Source organism: Brevundimonas sp. (genome assembly GCF_004210735.1).
GTDB lineage: Bacteria > Pseudomonadota > Alphaproteobacteria > Caulobacterales > Caulobacteraceae > Brevundimonas.
Genome location: NZ_SDZL01000004.1, coordinates 47264 through 69786, shown reverse-complemented (window position 1 = coordinate 69786; position 22523 = coordinate 47264). Strand labels below are relative to the sequence as shown.

Here is a 22523-nt window from a genome sequence, read left to right as displayed (position 1 = left end):
GGGAATGATCGGACATGCGTCAGGACCGGGCGTCAGGACTTGAAAGTGTCACCGATTTCCTCGGCGGAGGGGCCGTCCGGACCGGCGGTGGTCTGTTCGCGGCGCCCGGTGCGTTTCACCGCCTCGTCCGAGGTCGTGGCGTCGGGTCGGCCCCCGGGCAGGGCGCCGTTCTTTTCACGTCCTTTGGTCTGGCGGGGCTCGGTCATGGGCTGTCCTTCCGGCTAGGCCCTATCAAGCGTTCGGATCGGCATTGGTTGCGGCTGCAAACGAAGAGCGACGCCGACCCCGTAAACGCCTTCGCCCAACAACTTCCCTTCAGCACGTTCGCTGAAGCGCGGCGGCGGAGGATATCTGCCGATCGTCCTGCAAACCTCTATCAACTAGCTTCACAATCGGAACATCGGCGACGGACTCGCTCTTCTACGGACTCACAGCCCATCGAGAGAGATGACACGATGTTCATGCACAACAAGCGACTGATGTATACTGTCCGGGTTGCTGAGCCCAATCCCGTCCTCGCGAACATGATGCTGGAACAGTTCGGCGGCGCCGACGGGGAACTGGCCGCAGCCATGCGCTACTTCACCCAGGGCCTCGCCGAGGAGGACGCTGGCCGCAAGGACATGCTGCTCGACATCGCCACCGAGGAACTCAGCCATCTGGAGATCATCGGCTCGATCGTCGCCATGCTCAACAAGGGCGCCAAGGGCCGCCTGGCGGAAGGCGTGGACAAGGAGGCGGACGCCCTGGTGCGGTTGAACGCGGGGGGCGACAGCCACATCACACACCTGCTGTACGGCGGCGGACCCGCGCTGGTGAACTCGGCCGGCGTGCCCTTCAGCGGCGCCTACGTCGATAGTCGCGGCGAGCCCACGGTGGATCTGCGGTCCAATATCGCCGCCGAGTCCCGCGCCAAGATCGTCTACGAGCGCCTGATCAACATCACCGACGATCCCGGCATCAAGGACGCCCTCACCTTCCTGATGACCCGCGAGGTGGCGCATCAGAAATCGTTCGAGAAGGCGCTGTACTCGATCGAGAACAACTTCCCGCCCGGCAAGCTGCCCGGGCATCCGGACTATGCGGACAAATATTTCAATATGTCCCAAGGCGAGGGCGACTTGCGCGGATCCTGGAACGAAGGCGAGCAATGGGAATTCGTCGAGGCCAGGGAGGATCAGCAGGCCGTCGACGGTGGCGACGGGCTCGCCACGGTGAAGATGGACAAGGACGACGCCAAGGCCGTCGCCGCAGCCGCCGCCCGAACCGCCTCCGACCCTGCTTCAAACCCCGTCACAGGCGTCGATCTCGGCGCCGGTCCCGGTGCGGGCCGCATCACCCCGCTGGAATAGAACCCGCTTCAGCCCGCTCGTTTAGCTGTGAGGAAGCGAGCGGGCTGCTGCTGCGACGACTGTCGGGACCAGTTAAGCGCGGCGGGGCTTAAGCCCGCGACGACAGCCCTCGACACGTCGGACACAATCCTCAAACCAGCTAAGGCTGGAACAGCAAATAGTGATGCCGATTGGCGGGGCTATATTCCGCCACCAGGTCGTCGCCGTCGTACAGATAGGTGGTGGCCGGATGGCTGTTGCTGGAACTGCGGAACAGCCGGCCCAGCGGGTCCCAGGTCAGGGTCGCGCCGTTCGGCCCACCGATCAGCCGGTTTTCCACGTCATAGACGAACGCATCGGTCACCCCGTTGTTGGTCGAGGTCGCCAGGTTGCCGTTTCCGGCTGTCAACCTGACGACACTCTCGTGACAGCCATCTTAGGGGATCAACCCGAAAGCACCATTTTATTTAATCTATCTGCCATGTCCTGAGCACGACCAACCATGACATTGGACATAACAACCCTACCGCTACCATCTTTAAGATTTATATAAAGCCTGGGAAATAAGTATGAATTGTTTACGGAAAAATTCTCGATTTCATTTACATTCACCTTCCTATAAACATTACTAAAATAGTATAGATAGCCATCTTTTTCGAAGATACCATAATTTTTATTAACAATTATACTTATAAATGATATCAATATGAAAATCAGTATCAGTCCACACAAAATAATCCCTACAGATCCAGAGAAAAACGAACGGTGCTGAAGTATTTCACTTCCCGCTCTAATCATGTTTGCAAAAAGGAGAGCGCCAATCCAGCCGCAAAAAATGACCGTAGGAAGGGCAGCAACAATCAATTTTACATGTGATACTTTTACAAGGTATTTCATTTACCTACCACTCGAACATGAAGTTGGATCAAGACCAACCGCATAACCTGCCGCTATATCACCAATATCATCCCGTACTCCAGACAAGTCCAGAAGGGCGGGCAAGGCAAATCCTCCTACCATTCCCATAACTGCTGCGCCTGCTGGACTAAGACCCATACCGGCGGCACCCCCCAAGCCTGCGCCTGCTCTTGACGCCGCATGATCAATGCCTAGTCGGGCAAATGCCCCCGCGGTAGCTGCTTTGGGATTGCGACCTGCACGGATCTCGCCAAAAAGCCGCGTGGCTTCACTCCCCCAGTTAAGTATGCGAACATTCCAATCAAGTGCACCTAGCCCCATTTCTTTTCCACTAGCCAGTGTCGCAGATGCACGTCCGATCTGATGCGCAAGATCAAATGCTTGGGAAGAACCGCTTAGTGCTGTAGCTGCAGAGCAGAACCGCTCCAACTCCGTCCGTTGCGCTGGGCTTAGGCGCCGAGGCGCCCTGTTGGAAGTAGTTTGCGCTTGACGTCCTTGCCACGAGAATGCACCCGAATCAAAAATCAACTTAGATCCTGTTACAATCAAGTCTTCGAGCGTGGTGGTGTTATCCTGAAACAACCCCGTCGGATCGGTCCAGTTCATCGGATCATTCCGCACATACGCATACAGGTTCGCCCCGTCGCCATAGCCGATCGGATCGGTCTGCATGAACCGGCCGAGCGACGGCGAGTACATGCGGGCCTTGTAGTGATACAGGCCCAGTTCGGGCAGCCAGGCTTGGCCGGTGTACTGGAAGCGCCCGTCGTCGTTGCCGGGGCCGGGGATGCCGTATTCGTCGTAGGTGTAGACCTGCGTCACCGCGCCGGTGGCGTCGGTGACGGCGACGATCGAGCCCAGTTGGTCGGCGTACAGGTATCGCGGCGAGGCGGTCGTCGGGCCCTCGTACCAGACCAGCGGCGTATCCGCCCCGTCGCCGTGGATATAGCGGCGCAACATGACGTTGGAAGCGTTGTATTCCGCCACCAGGTCGTCGCCGTCGTACAGATAGGTTGTCGCCGCGTGGCTGTTGCTGGCGCTGCGGAACAGCCGGCCCAGCGGATCCCAGGTCAGGGTCGCACCGTTCGGCCCGCCGATCAGCCGGTTCTCCACGTCATAGACGAACGCATCCGTCGCCCCGCTGTTGGTCGAGGTCGCCAGGTTACCGTTGGCGTCATAGGTGAAGCTGGCCGGTCCGGCCGTCAGATACTGGTTCAGGCCGTTGGCGGTGTAGGTGCGGGTCAGGTTGTCGCTATGACCGCCAAACTCATAGGCCGTATTGCTGTTCGTGCGGTCCGCCACCTGGCCGACCGGATTGTAGGCGAAGGTGGTGGTGACGTCGTGCGCCGTGCCGACCGGATTGTGCCGCTCAAAGCTTGGGCGCGACGCCCCGTCGTAGCCGTAGGTAGTCGGCACGGTCCAACCGGCGCCGTTGTGGCGATACAGGTGGGTCATTCGCCCCAGATCGTCGTAGCGAGGGTCGAGCGCCCGCGCCGTATTCATCAACGCCATGTCCAGTCGCCCCAGCACGTCCCGGGCGTAGGTGACGTACTGCCCGTCCGGATGGGTGATGCGCGTCCGGGCGCCGGCCAGGTCGTATTGATAGCTCAGCGCCCGGCTGACCCCGCCCATGGTCGTGGTCGACGAGGTCAAACGGCCCAGCGGGTCCCAGGCATTGATGATCCCCTCGCCCGAGTGACTGTCGAACCGCGCATAGGTCGGCAGGCCCCGCAGATCGTAGCCGTAATAGACGTCCCGCGTCGCCGCGGCCGGCAGGCCCGAGCCGTCCGGGAGGATCTTGCTCGTCAGCCGGTTCAGCGCGTCATAGGCGTAGGAGATCGTCCGGCCGTCGCGCTTGCGGTGCGACAGGACATTGCCGGCGGCGTCATAGCCGTACTGTTCGTAGTTGGTGGTCGATGAGCCGCCGCCCGAGGCGTTGGGATAGCGCATCCGCACGGCGCGGTCGAAGCCGTCATAGACCAGGGTCGAGACGTTCCCCGCCCCGTCCGTAAGGGTCAGCGGCTGGCCGTTGGGCGAATAGGTGACGCTCTCGGTCACCGGCGAGGGCGCGCCGAAGCCGGACACGGTGGAGAGTGGCCGGTCAGCCTTGTCATAGGTCGTCTTGACGATCCGGTCGGGACCAAAGCCGCCGGTCGTCGCCAGGGTGCAGGCCGAGGCGGGCGGACTGGCGAAGGTCGCCGGGTTCATCCGCGTGACGGCGCAGTCCACCCGCCCCTTGGCGTCATAGCTGACCTGGGTCAGGCTGAAGGTCGTGCCGCCCGCCATGTTCCGGGCCTGGATGGGGCGGCCCCAGGTGTCATAGGTCGTGCTGGCCTGCTGAAGCGAGGTGAAGGCCGTCCAGTCGGCATTGCTCAGCCCGGTGACCGTCCCCTGCTCGGCCAGCGTCACCTGGCCGTCCAGATTGTAGGTGGTGCGGACGGCTGGCCTGACCAGCGCGCCGGCTCCGTCTGGATCCGGTCCGACGACGCCAACCACACGACGCGCGGCGTCATAGCGATAGGCGACCGTGTCGTTGCTGCCCGGCAGCGGCCCGTCGACGCTCTGCACGTCGCCGTGGCCGGTATAGGTCAGGCTCGTGGTCGCGGTCAGCGAGCCGTCACCCGCGCCGGTCGAGACCTCCACCGGCAGGCGGTTGTTGGCCACGCCGGCCGCGCCGTAGCCGATGGTGGTGCGCACTTCGTCCGCCGTTCCGGCGCAGGTCGAGCCGGTAATGCATTGCGAAACCTGGGTCAGGCGGGTCACCGGCGTCGGCGCTTGGACCATCACGCTGCCCGGTCCGTACCAGGCGTACATCGACTCATAGGTGTAGCGTGTCTGGGGTCGCACGCCGCCGCTGACGGGCGCCGGGGCCGTGACCGTCAGCGGCCCGCCGTGAACCGGATCATAGGTGTAGTTGGTGACCCCGCCGCGCGCATCCGTGGTCGATGTGGGCAGGTTGCAGGTAGCGGGGTTTGAACAACTCGACGGATAGGCGGCGCTGGTGACGATATTCGGCAGGCCCGTCCCGGCCTTGGCGACGCTGGTCGTGGTCGTGACGTTGCCCCGACCGTCATAGGCGTATTGCGTGTAGTTGCCTTCCGGCAGGGTCGAGCGCGTCAGACGGCCCTGAGTGTCGTACTGATAGGACGTCGTATTGTTCAGCGGGTCGGTGAACGCCGTCAGCCGATTGGACGCCAGGTTCGACGTGTATTTCTCGACCCACCCGACCGGCGTGGAGATCGCCGTCGTCTGCGTCGTGCCGGCGACGCTGTAGCTATAGTTCCAGGTGTTTCCATTGTCGGACCAGCTCTGAACCCGCCCGTCGGTGTAGTAGGTGACGACGATGTCATTGGCCGTGCTGGTCGGACGCCGAATGGACGTCACGCCGTGAGGACCGAAGCCATAGGTGGTGGTGGCGCCCGCTCGCGTAACCGTACCGGAGCCGTATGTTGCCGAGACCGTCGCCTTGGTGGCCAGGTTTTCGGCCGTGACGCCGATGATCTTGAGGAAGCCAGAGCGGTGGCCCGTCAGATAGGCTGCATCGATTTCGTAGTCCGGCTCAATCCGATAGCCCAGATTGCTTGTGACGCTTTGCAAGCGCGTAACGCTTACGTAAATCGGCGGTTCGACCTGCTTCTCGAGCCTGGCCGTGCGGTATTCGTAGGTGAGGACTTCGCCGTTCGGCCGAGTCAGCGACAGGATATGGTTACCCTGGGCCTGATCGTATTCGTCTGTGTAGACGGTGGAAAAGACAGCGACCGTTCCGTCGCGGGCGGTGTAGGTGAATACATCGCCGACCTTGGTCAGGGTCGAACCCGAAGGGGTGACCGGCGTATAGCTCGTTCCCGAGACGGTAAAGGCCTCGGACTGTCCGCCGAAGCTGACCGTCATCCGCCCGGACGAGGGCCCGGCCACCGTGCCGGTGAGGTTGTCCCGCCAGCCGTTGCCGACATAGCTGCGGATATACTGCATCCCTCCGGACGAGGGATCGCCGATGCTGGCGTCGACCGTGGACAACACCACCTTGCCCGAGATCACATCGACGCCGCGCGGATCGAGCGAATAATGCGTCGGGGGCGGCGCCACGAGCACTGATTGCGCGGCCGCCGGAGCGCCATAGGTCAGCAAGGCCAAAGCTGACGCACCGAGTAACCAGGACCGTTTGACGCCGAGAGTCAGGGCCGTAGACGGGCGAGCATCGCGCGCGGCCGCGACGGTGAGGGGCTTGTTCATTTTTCTCAATCCTCGGAGGGCGTCGCGGGAGCGTCGGCAACGGCGTCGGATGTCTCGGGCGCCTGTAGTTCCGGCCAGGGATCACCTGGGAAGATGCGATAGACATCGACTTCCAATGTCGCCGACGCCGTGCCGCCGCGACCGTCGCTGATTGTGTACTGGACCGTCGCCAGGCCGATCCCGCCGGCGCTGTACGCGATGTAGGCGCCGCCGCCGCCGATCGAGGCACCGCTTCCGGTGACACTGGTGATGGTCAGCGGATCTCCGTCGGGGTCGCTGTCATTGCTGAGCACGTAGACATTGGCGCTCTTGAAGGCTTCGATCCTGCGCTGGTCGTTGACCGCCACCGGCGGCCGGTTGGCCTGGATCACATTGACGCTGACTGTCGCGACGTCCGTCCCGCCACGTCCGTCGGAAACGGTGTAGGTGAAGCTCTTGGCGCCGCCCGTGGCCGGGGCGGTATAGCGCACGTGCGTGCCGCCGCTCTGAATGGCGACCGTGCCTCCGCCCGAGGGGGCGCCCACGGCAGTCACCGTCAGCGGATCGCCGTCCGGATCGCTGTCGTTGGCGCGGACCATGATGTCCACCGACGCCGAAGCGTTGACGCTGGCGCTGTCATTCACGGCCACCGGCGCACGGTTGGCGGCGCCGACATTGACCGTCACCGTAGCCGTATCTATCCCGCCGCGACCGTCCGAGACCGTGTAGGTGAAGCTCTTGGCGCCAGTCGTCGCCGGGGCGGTGTAGCGAACATGCGTCCCGCCGCCCTGGATAGCGACGGCGCCGCCGCCGGTCGGCGTGCCAACCGCCGTTACCGTGAGATTATCGCCGTCCGGGTCGCTATCATTGGCCCGCACCATGATGTCCACCCACGCCGAAGCGGTGGCGTTGGCGCTGTCGTTTACGGCGACTGGCGGGCGGTTGACACCCGAAACAGCGACCTGAGACCGGTTGCCCGCCGCATCATAGCTGTACTGGACCACCACCCCATTGTCATAGGCGACGCGTATAAGCCGCCCCTGGGTGTCGTACTGGTACTGAGTGCCTGCGCTGACCGACGCCGGCAAACCTAACGCTGCAGCCAGAGCCGCAACAGCGGCGAGTCTTTGATGGTGTCTCAACAGGGCGCTCCGACTGAGGACGAACCTCGAAACGGGAGCATGTCGGCGCTTCCGGATCAGCCGCGTTTCCACCTGGAAGCGAGCCCACCCATCAAATCGTCCAGCCCCCCAGACACGCCTAGTGGGTCCGACACAACCCCATATCGTCAAGCCTCAACCAGTGATTACATTTATCTGGGTTGTGGATGGAACGTTTATATTATTGTTTATATTGATTTCTTCAAATACCTCTGCTCGCCATTCCCCTCTGATCATACCGAGGTTGTGGATAGACGGACCCACACGTCACCGCCCAGCCGCTTTTGGCTTGGCAGGCGCTTCGATCTGGCGTCTATCTTGGGTAGTGCTGGGGTTTGCCGGGGGGCGAGATGCGCAGGATCACACCAGGAGCCGTCGCGTTCGGCGCGGCGCTGATGCAGCCGGTCGTAGCCCATGCGCAATCGGCGCTGGCCGATCCCGCCGGATCCGGGCCCATCGTGTCGGCCGTGCAGTGGCTTCAGGGCACACTGCTGGGCACCGTCGCCACCGTGGTCGCGGTCATCGCCGTGGCCTGCGTGGGCTTTCTGATGCTGACTGGCCGGATCAACTGGCGGCATGGCGGCGTGGTGATCCTGGGGTGCTTCATCCTGTTCGGGGCAGTGAGCATCGTGGCCGGCATCCGTTCGACCGCAGGACTCGGATAAGGTGGAAGAACTCGACCGCACGCCGCTGTTCACCGCCCTGACGCGGCCGCAGATGTTCGCGGGCGTCACCTACAACTATTTCGTCATCAACGCGGTGCTGGCGGCCGAGATGTTCCTGATCTTCCGGTCGCCGTGGGTGCTGGCGGTCGCGCTGGTGGTCCATGGCGTCGGCGTTGTGCTGTGCCTGCGTGAGCCCCGGATCATCGACCTGTGGCTGGTCCGCGTGCGCCTGTGTCCCCGGATCCGCAACCATCAGATCTGGCGATGCAACTCCTACCGTCCCTGAGCCAGGACGCGCGCGCGGTGAAGCGGGAGCAGCCGGCGGGCGCGCACCTGCCCTATGCCCGGCATGTCGACGACCACACGATCGAGACGCGCGACGGCCTGCTGATGCAGGTCATCCACCTGCGCGGCCTGCTATTCGAGACGGCTGACACCAGCGAGCTCAACTATCGCAAGACGCTGCGCGACGCCGTCCTGCGGACCATCGGCTCGTCGCGCTTCGCCCTGTATCACCATATCGTCCGGCGCCAGGCGGATGTCGGCGGTGATGCAGCCTTCCCCGACGCCTTCTCGCAGAAGCTCAACGACATCTGGGCCGAGCGGATCGCGGCCAAGCAGCTGTACGTCAACGACCTGTATCTGACCCTGATCCGCCGTCCGCTGCAGGGCCGGATCGGTCTGGCGGATCAGATGCTGGGCTGGATCACGCGCGCGACGCAGGATGCAAAGGCCAGCGTCGCCCATGAGATCGCCCAGCTCGACGCCGGACGGCGGGCGCTGGTCGCCGCCCTGGGCGAATACGAGCCGCGCCTGCTGGGCGTCTATGACACCCCGCACGGCGTCTGTTCCGAACCGCTGGAGTTCCTGTCGGAGCTGTACAACGGCGAGCAGCGGCCGATGCTGATGCCCTATCAGGATCTGGGCGCCCACCTGCCCTATCGGCGGGTCAGCTTCGGTCAGGAGGCGGTCGAGCTGTCCGCGGCGGGCCATGTGCCCCACCGGTTCCAGGGTCTGGTCTCGATCAAGGATTATCCGGCCTTCAGCGCGCCCGGCATGTTCGACGAACTGCTGCGCCTGCCGTGCGAACTGACCGTCAGCCAGTCGTTCGCCTTCGTCGAGCGCCAGGCCTCGCTGGAGAAGATGAACCTGGCGCTGCGCCGCATGCGCTCGGCCGAGGACGAGGCCCTGTCGCTGCGCGACGAACTGGCCCAGGCCAAGGATGACGTCGCCGCTGGCCGCGCCGGTTTCGGCGAGCATCACATGACCATAGCGGTTCATGGCGACACCCTGGCGCAAGTCGATGAGGGCGTCGCCGAGGTCACCGCCACCCTGGCCGACATGGGCATCGTCGGCGTGCGCGAGGAGATCGCACTGGAGCCCGCCTTCTGGGCCCAGTTCCCCGGCAACTTCAAATATATCGCGCGGCGGGCGCTGGTCTCGACGGGCAATTTCGCCGGTCTGGCCAGCGCACACAACTTCCCGACCGGATCGGCGCACGGCGGCCACTGGGGCGAGGCGGTCACCCTGCTGGAGACCACGGCCGCCGGCCCCTACTATTTCAACTTCCACCAGGGCGACCTGGGCAATTTCACCGTCATCGGGCCGTCGGGCTCCGGCAAGACGGTCGTGCTCAACTTCCTGCTGGCCCAGGCGCGCAAGCTGCAGCCCCGGATCATCTTCTTCGACAAGGATCGCGGCGCCGAACTGTTCATCCGCGCCATCGGCGGCCGCTATGACGTGCTGCGGCCCGGCGAGGCGTCGGGGTTGAACCCGCTGCAGCTTGAGGACACCGCCGCCAACCGCAGCTTCCTGACGGAGTGGCTCAGCCAGCTGGCAGGCGGCGCCGATCTGGAAGAGCTGGAGCGCATCCGCGACGCGATCACCGCCAATTTCGAACAGCCGGTCGAGCATCGTCGCCTCGGCCGGATCGTCGAGTTGTTCCGGGGCGACCAGCGGCCGCGTGCGGGCGACCTGTGGTCCCGTGTGCGGCCCTGGTGGGGCAAGGGCGAGCACGCCTGGCTGTTCGACAATCCAAAGGATCTGACCGACCTGACGGCCGACACGGTCGGCTTCGACATGACGGTGCTGCTGGACACGCCGACGCTGCGCACCCCGGCGATGATGTATCTGTTCCACCGGGTCGAGCAGCGGCTGGACGGCTCGCCCGCGATCATCGTCGTCGACGAGGGCTGGAAGGCGCTGGACGACGACGTCTTCGTGCGGCGCATCAAGGATTGGGAAAAGACCATCCGCAAGCGCAATGGCATCGTCGGCTTCGCCACTCAAAGCGCCCAGGACGCGCTGGAAAGCCGCATCGCCAGCGCCATCGTCGAACAGGCCGCGACCCAGATCTTCATGGTCAATCCCAAGGCGCGAGCCCAGGACTATGTGCAAGGTTTCGGCCTGACCCCGCACGAGTTTGACCTGGTCCGCACCCTGCCGGACAGCGCCCACTGCTTCCTGATCAAGCGCGGCGGCGAGAGCGTGGTGGCGCGCCTGGACCTGTTTGGCGAACAGGACATCCTGACCATCCTGTCCGGTCGCGAAAAGACCGTCCGCAAGCTGGACCACATTCGCGCCAAGGTCGGCGACGATCCCGCCCTGTGGATGGCGCCGCTGCTGGAGCAGGCGTGATGGCGACCTGTCCCGGCGTATCGACGGGCGGCGCCTTCCTGTCGTCCCTGCTCGAGCATATCGACTGCCAGGGTCGCACGATCGGCGCCCTGGGGTATCAGTCACTGGCCGATCCGGGCTCACCGTTTTCGTTGCTGATCACCTCGCTGCTGACCATCTTCATCGCCCTGTTCGGCTTGCGGATGATCCTGGGCCGGGCGCCGGGCGTGAAGGATAATGTCACGGCCGTGCTCAAGGTCGGTGTGGTTCTGCTGATCGCCGCCAGTTGGCCCGCCTATCGCACGGTCGTCTATGACGTGATCGTCCAGGGGCCGGCCCAGTTGAGCGCCGCCATCGGCGCGCCGGCCGGACTGCCCGGCGCCAATGGCGACCTGGTCCGCCGCCTGCAAACCTCGGATGACGCCATCGCGCGCCTGACGACCCTGGGCAGCGGTCGCAGCGACCTGACGTCCCGGGCCCCGCGCGACCAGAACGGCGTCGCCCTACCTCAGGAGCGTGCGCCCTTGGCCGACGACCTGGCGTTCGGCTCGGCCCGGATCCTGTTCCTGTCCGGGGTGGTGGCCGCCTTCGCCCTGGTTCGTCTGGGCTCGGGCATCCTACTGGCCCTCGCGCCGCTGTTCGCGGGGCTGCTGCTGTTCGATATCGCGCGCGGTCTGTTCGTCGGCTGGGCGCGGGCGCTGGTGTTCACCCTACTGGCGTCTGTGGCGGTGACGCTGATCCTGGGCGTCCAACTGGCCCTTCTGGAGCCGTGGCTGGCCCAGGCGCTGCAACTACGTCAGGCCAAGGTCGTGGTGGCCGAGGCGCCGGTCGAGCTGCTGGTGCTGTGCCTCGCCTTCGCCCTGGCCACGACCGGCGCCTTGTGGCTGATGATGCGGCTGGCCTTCGCGGTGCATATCCCGGCGCTCTCCCATGCCGAAGCGCCCGCCACATCCGCCGAGACGCCGAACGCCGTGGGCCCGGCCCACGCCGCAGCCACTGCGCCGACGCGGGCCGCAGCCATCGCCAATGCCCTGTCGGCCGCCCAACGCCGCGAGGGCGCCTATCGCATCGGGCCGGCCTCCAGCCGCAGCCTGCGCGCCGCCGTCCAGTCCGCCGGGGCTGGCCCCGCCACAGCGCCCGCTCTTCTGACCATGTCTTCCGGCCAGCCCGCGCGCCGCACACGCGCCCGCAAATCGCAGGCCGCCACGCTTCGGGATCGTCGCCCATGAAACAGTCCAGCCGAGAGGCCTTGAGCGCCTACTATCGCGAGGCCGGAAGCTGGGCCACCGATCAGGCCGCCGCCTTGCGGTCATCGCGCCGCACGGCCTGGATCGTCGCCTGCGCCGCCGCGACCGTGGCCGTAGTCGAGGGTATGGCCCTGATCGTCCTCATGCCGCTGAAGACCGTCGAGCCCTATACGCTGCTGGTGGATCGCACGACCGGCTATGTCCAAGCGTTGAAGCCGCTGGAGCCGACCCAGATCACCGCCGACCAGGCGCTGATCCAGTCGATGCTGGTCCAGTATGTGATCGCGCGCGAAAGCTTCGACATCGCCACGCTTCAGAGCGACTATCGCAAGGTCGGGCTGTGGTCGGCGGACGTCGCCCGCAACGACTATCTGAACCTGATGCAGGCCTCGAACCCGGCCGGACCGCTGGCGCGCTATCCGCGCACCACGGTGCTGGAGACGCGGATCAAGAGCGTGTCGCCGCTGTCGGACCAATCGGCCCTGGTCCGGTTCGAAACCATCCGGCGCGACGCGGGGGGCCAATATCAGTCGGTGCAGCCCTGGGTCAGCGTGGTGCGGTATCGCTTCTCCGGCGAGCCCATGGCGGCCCAGGACCGGTTCCTGAACCCGCTGGGCTTCCAGGTCGTCGAATACCGCAAGGACCCTGAGGCCCTGCCGCGCAATGACGTCGCGGCGAACAGCGTCGACGCCGCCCCGTCCGCTTCGCTGGACGAGACCCGGCCATGATGCGGTTCCTGCTGCCCGCCCTGCTGCTGATCGCGACGCCGGCCGCCGCCCAGTTTCCGCCTGCCAACGACGCCGACCCACGTCTTCAGACCGTGGCCTATGACCCGGGCCAGGTGGTCGGCCTGAGGGTCGCCTCCGGTTATCAGACCACGCTGGCCTTTGGGCCGGGCGAGCAGATTGAGAACATCGCCATCGGCGACAGCGACGCCTGGCAGGTGACGCCGAACAATCGCGGCGACCACCTCTTCATCAAGCCGCTGCGGATCGGCAGCGTCACCAATCTGACGGTCGTCACCGGCGCGCGCCTGTACAGTTTTGAGCTGACAGCCGTCGCCACGCCGACCCCCGATGTGCCGTTCGCTGTGCGCTTCCAGTATCCGGACGACCAGCCGCCCCAGCCCGCCGCTACCGACCTCCGTCGCTACCGCCTCAGCGGCGCCCGCGCCCTGCGGCCCGACGCGATTAGCGATGACGGCGTCCGCACCTCCATCGAATGGAAGCCCGATCAGACGCTGCCCGCCGTCTTCGCCATCGACGATCAGGGTCAGGAAATCCTGCTGGACGGTCAGGTGCGCGACGGCCGCTATGTGATCGACGCGGTGCACGAGACCCTGGTCTTCCGGCTGGATCGCCAGACCGCGCGCGCCGCCCGCCTGCGCGCCGGGGCGCGCCGATGAGCGCTGCGGACATGAAGCTGCCGCCGCCGCCACGACCGGCGGGTGACGCAGACATCCGCCCAGTCGTTGGGCATGACACAGGCAAGGCCTCGATCTGGCTGTTCTCCGGCATCGTCCTGCTGGGCGCCGTGCTGCTGTTCACCACGCTGGACGGTCAGCGGCGCGGCCGCCTGGCGCCGACGACCCAACCGCGCCTCAGCGACGGCGTCGCCATGCCCGCCGCCCTGCCGCCGCTGCAGATCCCTCAGGAGATCGAACTCGCGCCGCCGCCGCCGCCCCCGCCATCTCTGATGTACGAGCCGGCCCAGAACATCGTCGCGACGCCGCCGCAAACGCTTCCTGTGGCGGTCGCGCCGCCCGTCCAGACGACCTATTCGTCGCAATCCGCCGCAGCCTATTCGACGCCGCCACCCACATCCGTCGCGATTGCAGAACGCACCGCCTCCCGCAGCCAGGTGCTGGTGTTCGATGCGACGCCGGGCGTGCGAGCGGCGCCCGTCACAAACGCCGCGCCTGGCGACGTCGCCGCCTCCAGCCAGGGCGCGGCGGCATCGACAGCCGACGCCCCGCTACGAGCGACCTCGTCCGCGCGCGGCCCCTTGACCATTCCGCAGGGCACGTTGATCCCGGCCGTGCTCGAGACGGCGCTGGACTCCACCCGCCCGGGCGCCGTGCGGGCCATGGTGTCGCGCGACGTGACCGGTTTCGACGGTCGGCAAATCCTGATCCCGCGTGGCACCCGGCTGTACGGCGAATATGAAGCCGACCTCAAACCTGGCCAGAAGCGCGCCTTCGTGCAGTGGACGCGCCTGGTTCGCCCTGACGGCGTCGCCATCGCCATCAATTCCCCCGCCGCTGACGCCCAGGGCCGCACCGGCATTCCGGGACGGGTGAACACCCACTTCCTGCAACGGTTCGGGTCGTCGCTGCTTCAGTCCACGCTGAACCTGGGCGTGACGCTTGTGGGCCGCAACAATGGAAACTCCCCCGTCGTCGTCGCCCTGCCCGGCGCGACCGAGGGCGCGATCCGGGCGGCGTCCGGCGGGGGCGAGCAGCAGGTGCAGCCGACCCTGCGCGTTGAGGCGGGCGTCAGCGTCACCGTCTTCGTCGCCCAGGACCTGCAGTTCCCGCCGGTCCGGCCATGAGTGTCGCCCTGGCCGAGGGACAGGTCTATCTCCAGAGCTATCTGGCGCCCTTCACCGCCATCCTGGCGCGGCCCGACGTGACCGACATCTATGTGAACGCGCCGGGCGAGATCTGGGCCGAGACCCTGGGTGGCGCGGTCGAGCGCCACATGGCGCCGGGCCTCACCGCCGCCGTCCTCGACCGCCTGGCCCGCCAGATCGCCGCCCACTCGCACCAGGGCGTCAACCGCCAGCACCCGATCCTGTCCGCCGCCCTGCCCGGCGGCGAACGGGTGCAGATCGTCATCCCGCCGGCCACGCGCGGCGACCTGGCCCTGGCCATTCGCAAGCACGTCTCGTCGGACCTGTCGCTGAGCGATTATGTGGCGTCGGGGGCCTTCGCGGATCTGGCGCGCCCGGACGCCTCTACGCACATCGACGCCCACCTGCGCACCCTGCTCGACGCGGGTGACGTCGCGGGCATGCTGGCCGCCGCAGTGAAGGGCCGTCGCAACATCCTCGTCTCCGGCGGCACCTCGACCGGCAAGACCACCTTCCTCAACGCCCTGATCCGCGAGATTCCGGCCGAGGAGCGCCTGATCCTGATCGAGGACACGCCCGAGCTTCACCTGCGCCATCCCAACGCCGTCGGCTTGCTGGCCGCCCGCAGCGCCCTGGGCGAAGCGGCCGTCACGGCCGAGGACCTGCTGAACGCCTCGCTGCGGATGCGGCCGGACCGAGTCATCCTGGGCGAACTGCGCGGCCCCGAGGCCTTCACCTTCCTGCGCGCGGTCAACACCGGCCACCCCGGCTCCATGACCACGGTCCACGCCGACAGCCCCGAACGCGCCGTCGAACAGATCGCCCTGCTCGTGCTCCAGGGCGGAACCCAGCTGCGACGCGACGACGTGCTCCACTACGTCCGCTCCACCATCGACGTCTTCGTGCAGTTGCAGCGCCTCGGCGGCCGCCGCAGCGTCGCCGGGATCAAGCTGCGAACCGCCCCATGACCGGCGACGGCGAGACGAACGTCCTGCTGGCGGCCGTCCGCTGGATCGAAGCCCTCCTCCTCGGCCCCCTCGCCACCAGCGTCGCGGTCATCGCTGTCGCCTCGATCGGCCTGCTGATGCTGGCCGGCCGCGTGAACGTCCGGCGCGGCCTGACGGTGATCCTGGGATGTTTCATCCTGTTCGGCGCAGGAGCCATTGCGCAGGGACTGCGTGGAGGGGTGGCGATGGTCGGGGGTGATGTTCCCACCATCGACGTATCCGCGCCTTCGTCGGATCTTCCCACCACGCTCCCGGCCTCCCTCGCTAATCCGACGCCGCAAGCAGATCCTTACGCTGGGGCTGCGCTTCGACGATAAGGCAGGCACTATCCGCGCCAACCAAACCTGAGTTCATCAAGCCGCGAGAGAATCCGGGCGATGCCAGAGGTGGCCATCACCTGACGCATGGGCACGCCGTAGATGAGCAGGGTCTCGAGCGCTTCCCGAGCATCCTCCGGCGAGCCGAAAATGTCCGCCGCATCCTTCGCAATGAGATCGAGGATTTCGTCCTGTCTCTCGTTCGGCACCCGCTCGCCACGCGCCAAGCCGAAGCGCTCGCATTCCGCAGCATAGTCCGTGATCGGGTATCGTTCAGCCATATGGCCTCCGGTGATCTGTCATGTTCCTCGTCATCAGGGGACTGCTCGCCTCAGTCCTGCTGCGCATCGAGCAATCGAGAAACGGACCTCAGCCGGATAACAGGGCTGTCGCTCACGGCCGTGAAACGAAGGTCCGATGTGCTGGGCCTGATCAACGGCTGCCAGACGCTCTCGTACTGATAATTTGGTCGTCGGGTCGCTGGGCCCATTACGACTCGTCGAGGAAGCCGAAGATGGGCGCGCAGTCTGGCCATGATCCCATCGGGCCGATGGAGATCTGCGCGATGCAAAAAACCCTCGTGTCGGGGAAACTGGTTGCGATGACCCCGGTCGGGCTCTTCGACCCAGGTTGAGAGGACGATCGCGGCGATTTCGCGGGTGCTGACGTATCGACTTCCAAACGTCTCTACCGACGCCGCACAAAGCGATGCCGGGTTGTCTGAAAGAAGCGTGAGGTTGCCGCTCTCGATGAGTCTGGTGATGTCTGCCGGATAGCAGTTCAAATAGCGCTCCGCTTCCGTCCGGGTCATCGCAGTGGGGCGGTACGGGCCGAAGTCGCTGATCCGCATTTCGTAGAACTGCTGGGCGCCGAACAACGCGCGCATCCGAAACGCCCATGCGACCGAGCTATGGATACACAGGTCACCGATCTTCAGTTCGTAGCGGCCGGAGCTTTGCAGCCCATGGGGAAACGTCCCGTACAGTGCCGCCAGCAAGACCGGCGCCCAAGGCTTATGCGCCCCGCCGATGACGGTGAACGCGTCATGCAGGGGCACCCAGTCGCGATGGGGGTGGCTGAACTGGATTCGATCCAGCAGGGCTGACGAGAACCCGTCGATCGACGCCTTGGTGAGCTGCGGCTTGTCGAAGACCTGCTCGACCTCGATCGACCGGTCCAGCTTGAGCAATCCGACGCCCAGGAGCTGCCGCACTACAACGGGCGAGACTCTGGTCTGTTTTGCCCAGGAAGAAGCGTAGGCGCGCCCTCCAACAAAGGCCGCTGCTCGGTGGAAATCCTCTTCTGAGAACCAGTCGTATCGTCTTTGCTGCCCGCGCGCTTCGCGATCGCCCAATACGCCGGCGTCGATGATCGTCCTCAACTGCGACCGCTCGATATGCAACGCGGCGGCGAGTTGCGTCGCGGTCATCTTCCCACCCGCCACTCGCTTTTGCTTCAGCCGAGACACGCCACGACGCCTTCCGCGCATGGCGGCCATGGTGTCGAGCATCTCCCTGAGCGGCCCGTCTCGCGCCTGGGCGGCGACCTCCAGTCGGTGGAAGAAGGCCGGCTCAATCTTGTTCTCATTGGCGTCAGCGACGCGCCTCAAGGATTCTGGAAAGCCGTACAGCGTTTCCAACCCGTCGATCAGGCCCTCCTCGGGGACGGTACCTCGTATCCCGCCCTCGCCTATACCATCCGGATTCTTGGCCTTGGCCAGCAGCACGATGAGCTCGAAGACTTGAGGGCCGGACAGCTGCGCCAACGGCCCCGGCAATCGAGTGTCGTAGACCCCGACACGGGTCCATTGTTTGAGAATGAACGTGGCGACGGTCGCCAGCCCCTCTCGGAGGTTTTTCGGGACTTCGCTCGTGACTGCTTCGCGGAGATCGAAACCGCATGACTTGCACTCGTAGAGCGGCGCGAGATCAAGTTTCAGCGACTTGCGGCACCCTGGACAGGCGTCGATCAGTCGCTGCCACGTGAACGGACAGAAGCCCAGCGGCCTGATCAGCCACGGCCATCGATGATGAGGCGATGCTTGAAGGGCGGCAGGAGCGACCCGCATCGACTCATAGGTCATGAAGGAAATATGCAGCCCGTTCTGATAGGTCTCACTGAACATGGAGCGTATCCGCGCGGCATACGATCGCACGACGACGGAGAGCTTGTTCTGAGCTGAAATGCTCAGATTGCTTGGCGGCCACTGGCGCTCGATCAGTATCGACGGATGCCCGAGCACGTTGTGATGCGCCACCCTCGCCATCAGACTGGGCAGGCTCTCGTTGTCTCCTACAGGCAGGCCGAACGCCACCCGCTGAGGGATCTTTCGGCTCACAACTGCATCCCTTTGAAAGGATTGCGGGATGTGAACTCCAGCGGCAGGGCCCATCTGTCGGTCGCTTGAGCCAGATCGTAGAGTTCGATCCGCCTGGCGTCGCGGCGCAGCGCAATGTCCAGGGCAGCCTCCGTCAGGCGAGATATGCGACCGACCACGCCGCTCGTGACGGTGTGAAGAGCCGCCACGACCTCAGCGTGATGCAGGCCGGTCGGCTCCGGCATAAGGCCAAGGCTTACGATCTCCTGATCGAGGCGTTCCCAATACCCTCGAAAGAGCTGCCTTTCCTCCTCGACGGTAGAGCGGAGGGGGTCGTAGTCACACGGCGGGAGCAGCCGGCCGTTGAGCTGGAGGTTTCGAGTGAACATGCCCTCCGCCTCCTCGGTGCCCATGAAGACGATAGGGACTACGCCGGCATCCAGCAGCGCTTTAAGGCTGTCGGTCACATCGGACTTGGGACCGCTTCTGAAATTGAGGTGCTGGACCTCATCAATGATCAACAGCTCGGTGTTGGCGTGCCCGAAATAGGTCAGCGCTCGCTGTCGCAACGTCTCTTCGGTTCCTCGTTCCGCGAACCCGTCACCGAACGCTCGCAGGATCGAACTGAACAGTCGCTTCACCGTCGTGGCGCTGCTGAGCGATACGTGTACGACCGGCCGGTCTGTCGACTTCGGGGGGAGCTCCCTGTTCACCGCTTCCACAAAGGCCAGGGCCGCCGTGGTCTTGCCAGACCCGGAAGGCGCCAACACCCGTAGCCCCCGTTGCGCCTGACCTCTCGTGGCGCGACCTAGCTGACGCAAGTAATCGCACCGCGAATGGAACTCGATGTGGCGAGGATAGGGGATGAAAATCTCCCGGAACCGGCCAATCTTTTCGGCCACCACCCGATTGGCTTCAGATGACGTCCGTTCGTGCAAATCTCCCGTCGCCGGCTCGCAGGCGAAAATCGTTTTGGAAGGATGGGTCATTCAAAGGTCTTCCATTGGCTCGATGGCTGGCTAGACGCAGGTTCAAACTTCGCTTCCTGCGTCACCGGTTTGGCGCGAGGTGCCTGGGGCGGAGCCTTCTTGGGTTTGCCGGCCCTGGCCGGACGAGACGAGATCGCCCCGCCGTCGCGGCGCTCGGAAGCTAAGGCGATCTGCGGGACGATCGGCGCCAGGCCGTCATGGCGCGCGGGTGCGTACTGAAGTTCGACCACGCCGTGCAGGCGATCCTGGATCGCAGGCGATTTCCAAAGCCGCGCGAGGGCCCGGCGTTGGCGGATTTTGGCGTCCGGTGCCAAGCGTTCGATCTTGGCGATGAGGTCCGCCCGCGCCTTGAGCCGCTCCGCCTGGGAGGAGAAGGCCAGGCCTGCCTGCCTTGCCCAGGCGTTGAGCGTGTTGTGGTGCCAGAGTGAAAGCCCCCGCGCGTATTGGGGCTCCGTGCACGGCAGGGTGACATACCGACGCCGGATGTGATGCCAGACGTGGATCTCACCCAAATCCGCCGGGTTGAACTTTACCTTGACCTTGGCTGTAGCGGAGCCGGATCGGCGCTGGTCCCTCTGAGGGTCTTGCGGGGCCAATTCAGACAACAAGGCGGAGACGACAACTGGATCGTGGTACTGAAGCGTATGCAGTTCGATGCCCGAACGACTGAGCCGGCGCCCCTCACGCACCGCGCCCATCATCTTGTCGAACTGCTGGAGGTCGTCGTGGACCGGGATTCCGAACGCTTCCACGTCTCGCGCCCAAACCAAGGCCGGCGGGGCTTTGATGCCGCTGTGCTCATCCAGGTGATAGAGCCGTAAGGCCTCCCAGATCAGCTCCTCGATCTCTTCGACCGTGAGCAACTGGCTGGCCTGCGGATCGTAGCCGAGCTCGCGCATTACCGGCACGGGCAGACGGGCGCCGGGGAGTTTGTGGTTCAGCAGGCTATTCAGGGTGCCGAAGAAGCGTTCGACCATCGCCTTGTGCTGCGGAGACGCCACCGGCGCCAGGCGGACCGTCATGCCTGCGTCCGCAAAGGCGTCCTCAAACGCGAGGCCCGCGAACTCCTTGCCGTTGTCGACCACGATCTCGTTGAAACGACCGAAGACGTTGACGAGACCGCCCGTCGCGCCGTCCTGGCCGTCGTAGTACATCTTCGGCGTACAGGCGCGTTTCAGGCACTCCATGACGCCGAGGGTCGATGGCGGTTCAAAGCTGAGGAAGAAGCCGACGATACAGCGGCTCTTCACGTCCATCACCACGACCAGCCAAGGCGTGCCGATGGGCAGCATCCAGGTCGCGTCCAATGCAGCGATCGCGTCGAAAGACGTCGCGTCCATCAGACCGAGGGACAGGATACGGGGAGCGGAAAGTCCCCCCTCCACGGCCTTGTAGCGATTGGCCGCACGCTTGGAGCCGAACTTGGCGGCTACCGTCTCACGACATTCGAGCGCCAGCACCTGCTGGCGGAAGGTCTCCCGCGACGGGATTGTGAAACCCCCTAGGCCGGCCCTCTCGCGCCATCGACTGAGACGCATGACCCTCATAGCCATCAGGGCGTAGGCGTCCTTGATGTCGAGCTCGCGCTGGGACCAGTACCGCAGCGCCCCCCGCTTCATCAGCGCCCGCACCTCTTCAGGAAGACGGCCGCGTCTGGGCACCCGTCCCGTCATGGAGACCATCTGGGCCATTGGCCTTGCGCCCGCCTCTCCTCGGGCCTGAAGCCAGCGGAGCACCGTCCTGGCCGGAGGCGGGGCCGATGTCGTCAGCGCGTCTGAGCTGGTAGCCCAGAGGCGGTCCAGCGCGGCCGCAACGGCTTTGACGCTGAGACTGGTGAGCCCAAGTTCGTCCATGCCGCGCAGCACGAAAAGGCGCAGCCGGGCGTCCGGGTCCATCTTGCGTATGGTGGTGCTGTCATACTCCCGAGCGGCCGCCACGCGGCGGGCGCTGCTGCCCTTGACAGCCGGCGCTCGCTTCAGGTCCCCCGCGGCATAGGCGGCTACGGCCCACCTAACATCTGGCGCGCCTCGCCCGCCCTCCGTTTCGATCTGGAGAGGCGCAAGCGTTCGCTCGTTCTGAAACAGGAGCAGGCCGTCGCCGAGTTCCCGCTCGAAGCTAAACGTCACGCCACGATAGCTCCAGCGTTCCCCTGGTTTGAAGGTGATCACAGAAGACATGGCGCGCCTCCGGCGATGACGACTCGCCGGACCGTGCTGGTCGGCCCCAGCGGACGGGAGAGATCGATTTGAACGACCCTTGCGGCCATCATTGCCCGCACCAGCGCCGCGCCCAGCGGGTGGGCGGCGACCTGGTCGGCTACGGTTTCGAAGGAGGCCTCCCCTCCCCCGGCGTCGATCGCCTCAAGCGCCGCGTAGACGTGAGTGTCGTCGAAACGGGCCATGCGGTCCTGTTCGACCATCAGCACGTTTGCGCGCAGCACAGGATCGGCAAGGAGCCGATCACGCGTGATGATTTTGAAGCGCCAACCTAGCAGGCAGCAAAGGGCCTCGGCGCCTTCGAGCTTGGACCGGTAGTCAGGATCTCGAAGCTGGCGATCATCGCCCTTGAGTTCCACGATCTCGATCGCGCCGTCGTCGAGCATGCGCGCGCAATCGGGGATGTAGATCCGCCGAACCCCGTCGACCACGAGCTCGAATCGAAACGGCTGGGCCCGGTAGTCGACCACGCGCGTGTCCACCTCGCAGAGCTGGTAGAAGGCGTATTCGTTCATGCTCTCGAACACCTGCCCGCAGCCGGCTTTTCGGCTGGCGTAGCTGCCGGTCACGCGGCGGTGGCGGCCAGTGAGGATGCTGCGGATCGGACGACCATTTTCGGTCATCACGATGCGGCCGGCGGTGCGGTATTCGCTGTGGCCAGCGCCGGCCAGGCAGCTGCGAACGATGTCTAAGACGCCCGGCGGCGAGGATCGGAGGCTTTGTGCGGGATTAGGGTGGCGAACGGCCGGCATGGCGCGCTCGCCGCCCCCTTCATGAGGGTGCGGATACATGGGAGAGCTCCTGAATATGGGAAGGACGAAGGGGCTGGCCTGATGGGCGCGCAGTCGCATTCCTCCCCTGTGAACCGGGAAGGACGGCTTGACGCGATCATCGCTTTCGGGGAGACTCTTCAGGTCGCTAGGAAACGACTTCGGGGCCCGCCCCGCGAAGAGCCCG

Annotated in this window: 20 protein-coding genes; 10 read left to right on the top strand and 10 right to left on the bottom strand. The window is 65.2% G+C overall.

The features are described from left to right. Positions 1–32 precede the first annotated feature (32 nt). Positions 33–206: a hypothetical protein gene (locus tag EON91_RS01615; protein WP_292091144.1), complete on the bottom strand. Its 174-nt coding sequence runs from the start codon at positions 204–206 to the stop codon at positions 33–35. A gap of 48 nt (positions 207–254) precedes the next feature. On the opposite strand from EON91_RS01615, the gene EON91_RS01610 reads away from it, so the two are divergent. Continuing rightward, entirely contained in the window at positions 255–1352 is a 1098-nt protein-coding gene (locus tag EON91_RS01610) for a manganese catalase family protein (protein WP_292091143.1), read from the top strand. 139 nt (positions 1353–1491) lie between these two features. Here the strand turns inward: EON91_RS01610 and EON91_RS01605 are convergent, their stop codons facing one another. The 4 genes from EON91_RS01605 to EON91_RS01590 are packed head-to-tail and all read right to left on the bottom strand — an operon-like array spanning position 1492 to position 7603. Next, complete coding sequence (locus EON91_RS01605; RefSeq protein ID WP_292091142.1) at positions 1492–1740, bottom strand: hypothetical protein; 249 nt, start codon at positions 1738–1740, stop codon at positions 1492–1494. 35 nt (positions 1741–1775) lie between these two features. Beyond that, a complete protein-coding gene (locus EON91_RS01600) occupies positions 1776–2228 on the bottom strand; it encodes a hypothetical protein (protein WP_292091140.1) in 453 nt (150 codons plus the stop codon). After that, positions 2229–6482 carry an RHS repeat-associated core domain-containing protein gene (locus EON91_RS01595; protein ID WP_292091138.1) on the bottom strand — a complete coding sequence of 1418 codons (4254 nt, stop codon included), beginning with the start codon at positions 6480–6482 and terminating at the stop codon, positions 2229–2231. A 5-nt stretch (positions 6483–6487) separates the two neighbouring features. Then, complete coding sequence (locus tag EON91_RS01590) at positions 6488–7603, bottom strand: Ig-like domain-containing protein (protein ID WP_292091137.1); 1116 nt, start codon at positions 7601–7603, stop codon at positions 6488–6490. 368 nt (positions 7604–7971) lie between these two features. On the opposite strand from EON91_RS01590, the gene EON91_RS01585 reads away from it, so the two are divergent. From EON91_RS01585 to EON91_RS01545, 9 genes are read left to right on the top strand one after another with little or no spacing between them, the layout of a single operon-like run. Continuing rightward, positions 7972–8286 carry a TrbC/VirB2 family protein gene (locus EON91_RS01585; RefSeq protein ID WP_292091136.1) on the top strand — a complete coding sequence of 105 codons (315 nt, stop codon included), beginning with the start codon at positions 7972–7974 and terminating at the stop codon, positions 8284–8286. A gap of 1 nt (position 8287) precedes the next feature. Next, a complete protein-coding gene (locus EON91_RS01580; protein WP_292091134.1) occupies positions 8288–8572 on the top strand; it encodes a VirB3 family type IV secretion system protein in 285 nt (94 codons plus the stop codon). Then, positions 8551–10923, top strand: a complete 2373-nt coding sequence (locus tag EON91_RS01575) for a VirB4 family type IV secretion/conjugal transfer ATPase (protein WP_292091133.1) — start codon at positions 8551–8553, stop codon at positions 10921–10923. Before EON91_RS01580 ends, EON91_RS01575 begins: the two co-directional genes overlap by 22 nt. Further along, on the top strand, positions 10923–12131 hold the full coding sequence (locus EON91_RS01570; RefSeq protein ID WP_292091132.1) for a type IV secretion system protein: 1209 nt from the start codon (positions 10923–10925) through the stop codon (positions 12129–12131). Before EON91_RS01575 ends, EON91_RS01570 begins: the two co-directional genes overlap by 1 nt. Continuing rightward, positions 12128–12877, top strand: coding sequence for a VirB8/TrbF family protein (locus EON91_RS01565; protein WP_292091131.1), 750 nt, complete (start codon positions 12128–12130; stop codon positions 12875–12877). The genes EON91_RS01570 and EON91_RS01565 overlap by 4 nt, the downstream gene beginning before the upstream one ends. Further along, on the top strand, positions 12874–13554 hold the full coding sequence (locus tag EON91_RS01560) for a TrbG/VirB9 family P-type conjugative transfer protein (protein WP_292091130.1): 681 nt from the start codon (positions 12874–12876) through the stop codon (positions 13552–13554). The genes EON91_RS01565 and EON91_RS01560 overlap by 4 nt, the downstream gene beginning before the upstream one ends. A gap of 11 nt (positions 13555–13565) precedes the next feature. After that, positions 13566–14699, top strand: coding sequence for a TrbI/VirB10 family protein (locus EON91_RS01555; protein WP_292091128.1), 1134 nt, complete (start codon positions 13566–13568; stop codon positions 14697–14699). Further along, complete coding sequence (virB11, locus tag EON91_RS01550) at positions 14696–15688, top strand: P-type DNA transfer ATPase VirB11 (protein ID WP_292091126.1); 993 nt, start codon at positions 14696–14698, stop codon at positions 15686–15688. Before EON91_RS01555 ends, virB11 begins: the two co-directional genes overlap by 4 nt. Further along, the gene (locus EON91_RS01545) at positions 15685–16044 is read left to right on the top strand and encodes a TrbC/VirB2 family protein (RefSeq protein ID WP_292091125.1); all 360 of its coding nucleotides are present in this window, start codon (positions 15685–15687) and stop codon (positions 16042–16044) included. Before virB11 ends, EON91_RS01545 begins: the two co-directional genes overlap by 4 nt. A gap of 8 nt (positions 16045–16052) precedes the next feature. Here EON91_RS01545 and EON91_RS01540 read toward each other — a convergent pair whose 3' ends face one another. Genes EON91_RS01540 through EON91_RS01520 form a run of 5 tightly spaced genes read right to left on the bottom strand, consistent with a single transcriptional unit; the run spans position 16053 to position 22357 of the window. Further along, entirely contained in the window at positions 16053–16325 is a 273-nt protein-coding gene (locus EON91_RS01540) for a hypothetical protein (protein ID WP_292091124.1), read from the bottom strand. 50 nt (positions 16326–16375) lie between these two features. Further along, positions 16376–18382: a hypothetical protein gene (locus EON91_RS01535; protein ID WP_292091123.1), complete on the bottom strand. Its 2007-nt coding sequence runs from the start codon at positions 18380–18382 to the stop codon at positions 16376–16378. Next, complete coding sequence (locus EON91_RS01530; RefSeq protein WP_292091121.1) at positions 18379–19350, bottom strand: TniB family NTP-binding protein; 972 nt, start codon at positions 19348–19350, stop codon at positions 18379–18381. The genes EON91_RS01535 and EON91_RS01530 overlap by 4 nt, the downstream gene beginning before the upstream one ends. Beyond that, complete coding sequence (locus EON91_RS01525; RefSeq protein WP_292091119.1) at positions 19347–21527, bottom strand: Mu transposase C-terminal domain-containing protein; 2181 nt, start codon at positions 21525–21527, stop codon at positions 19347–19349. Before EON91_RS01525 ends, EON91_RS01530 begins: the two co-directional genes overlap by 4 nt. Then, a complete protein-coding gene (locus EON91_RS01520; RefSeq protein ID WP_292091118.1) occupies positions 21515–22357 on the bottom strand; it encodes a TnsA endonuclease N-terminal domain-containing protein in 843 nt (280 codons plus the stop codon). Before EON91_RS01520 ends, EON91_RS01525 begins: the two co-directional genes overlap by 13 nt. Positions 22358–22523: the final 166 nt, after the last annotated feature.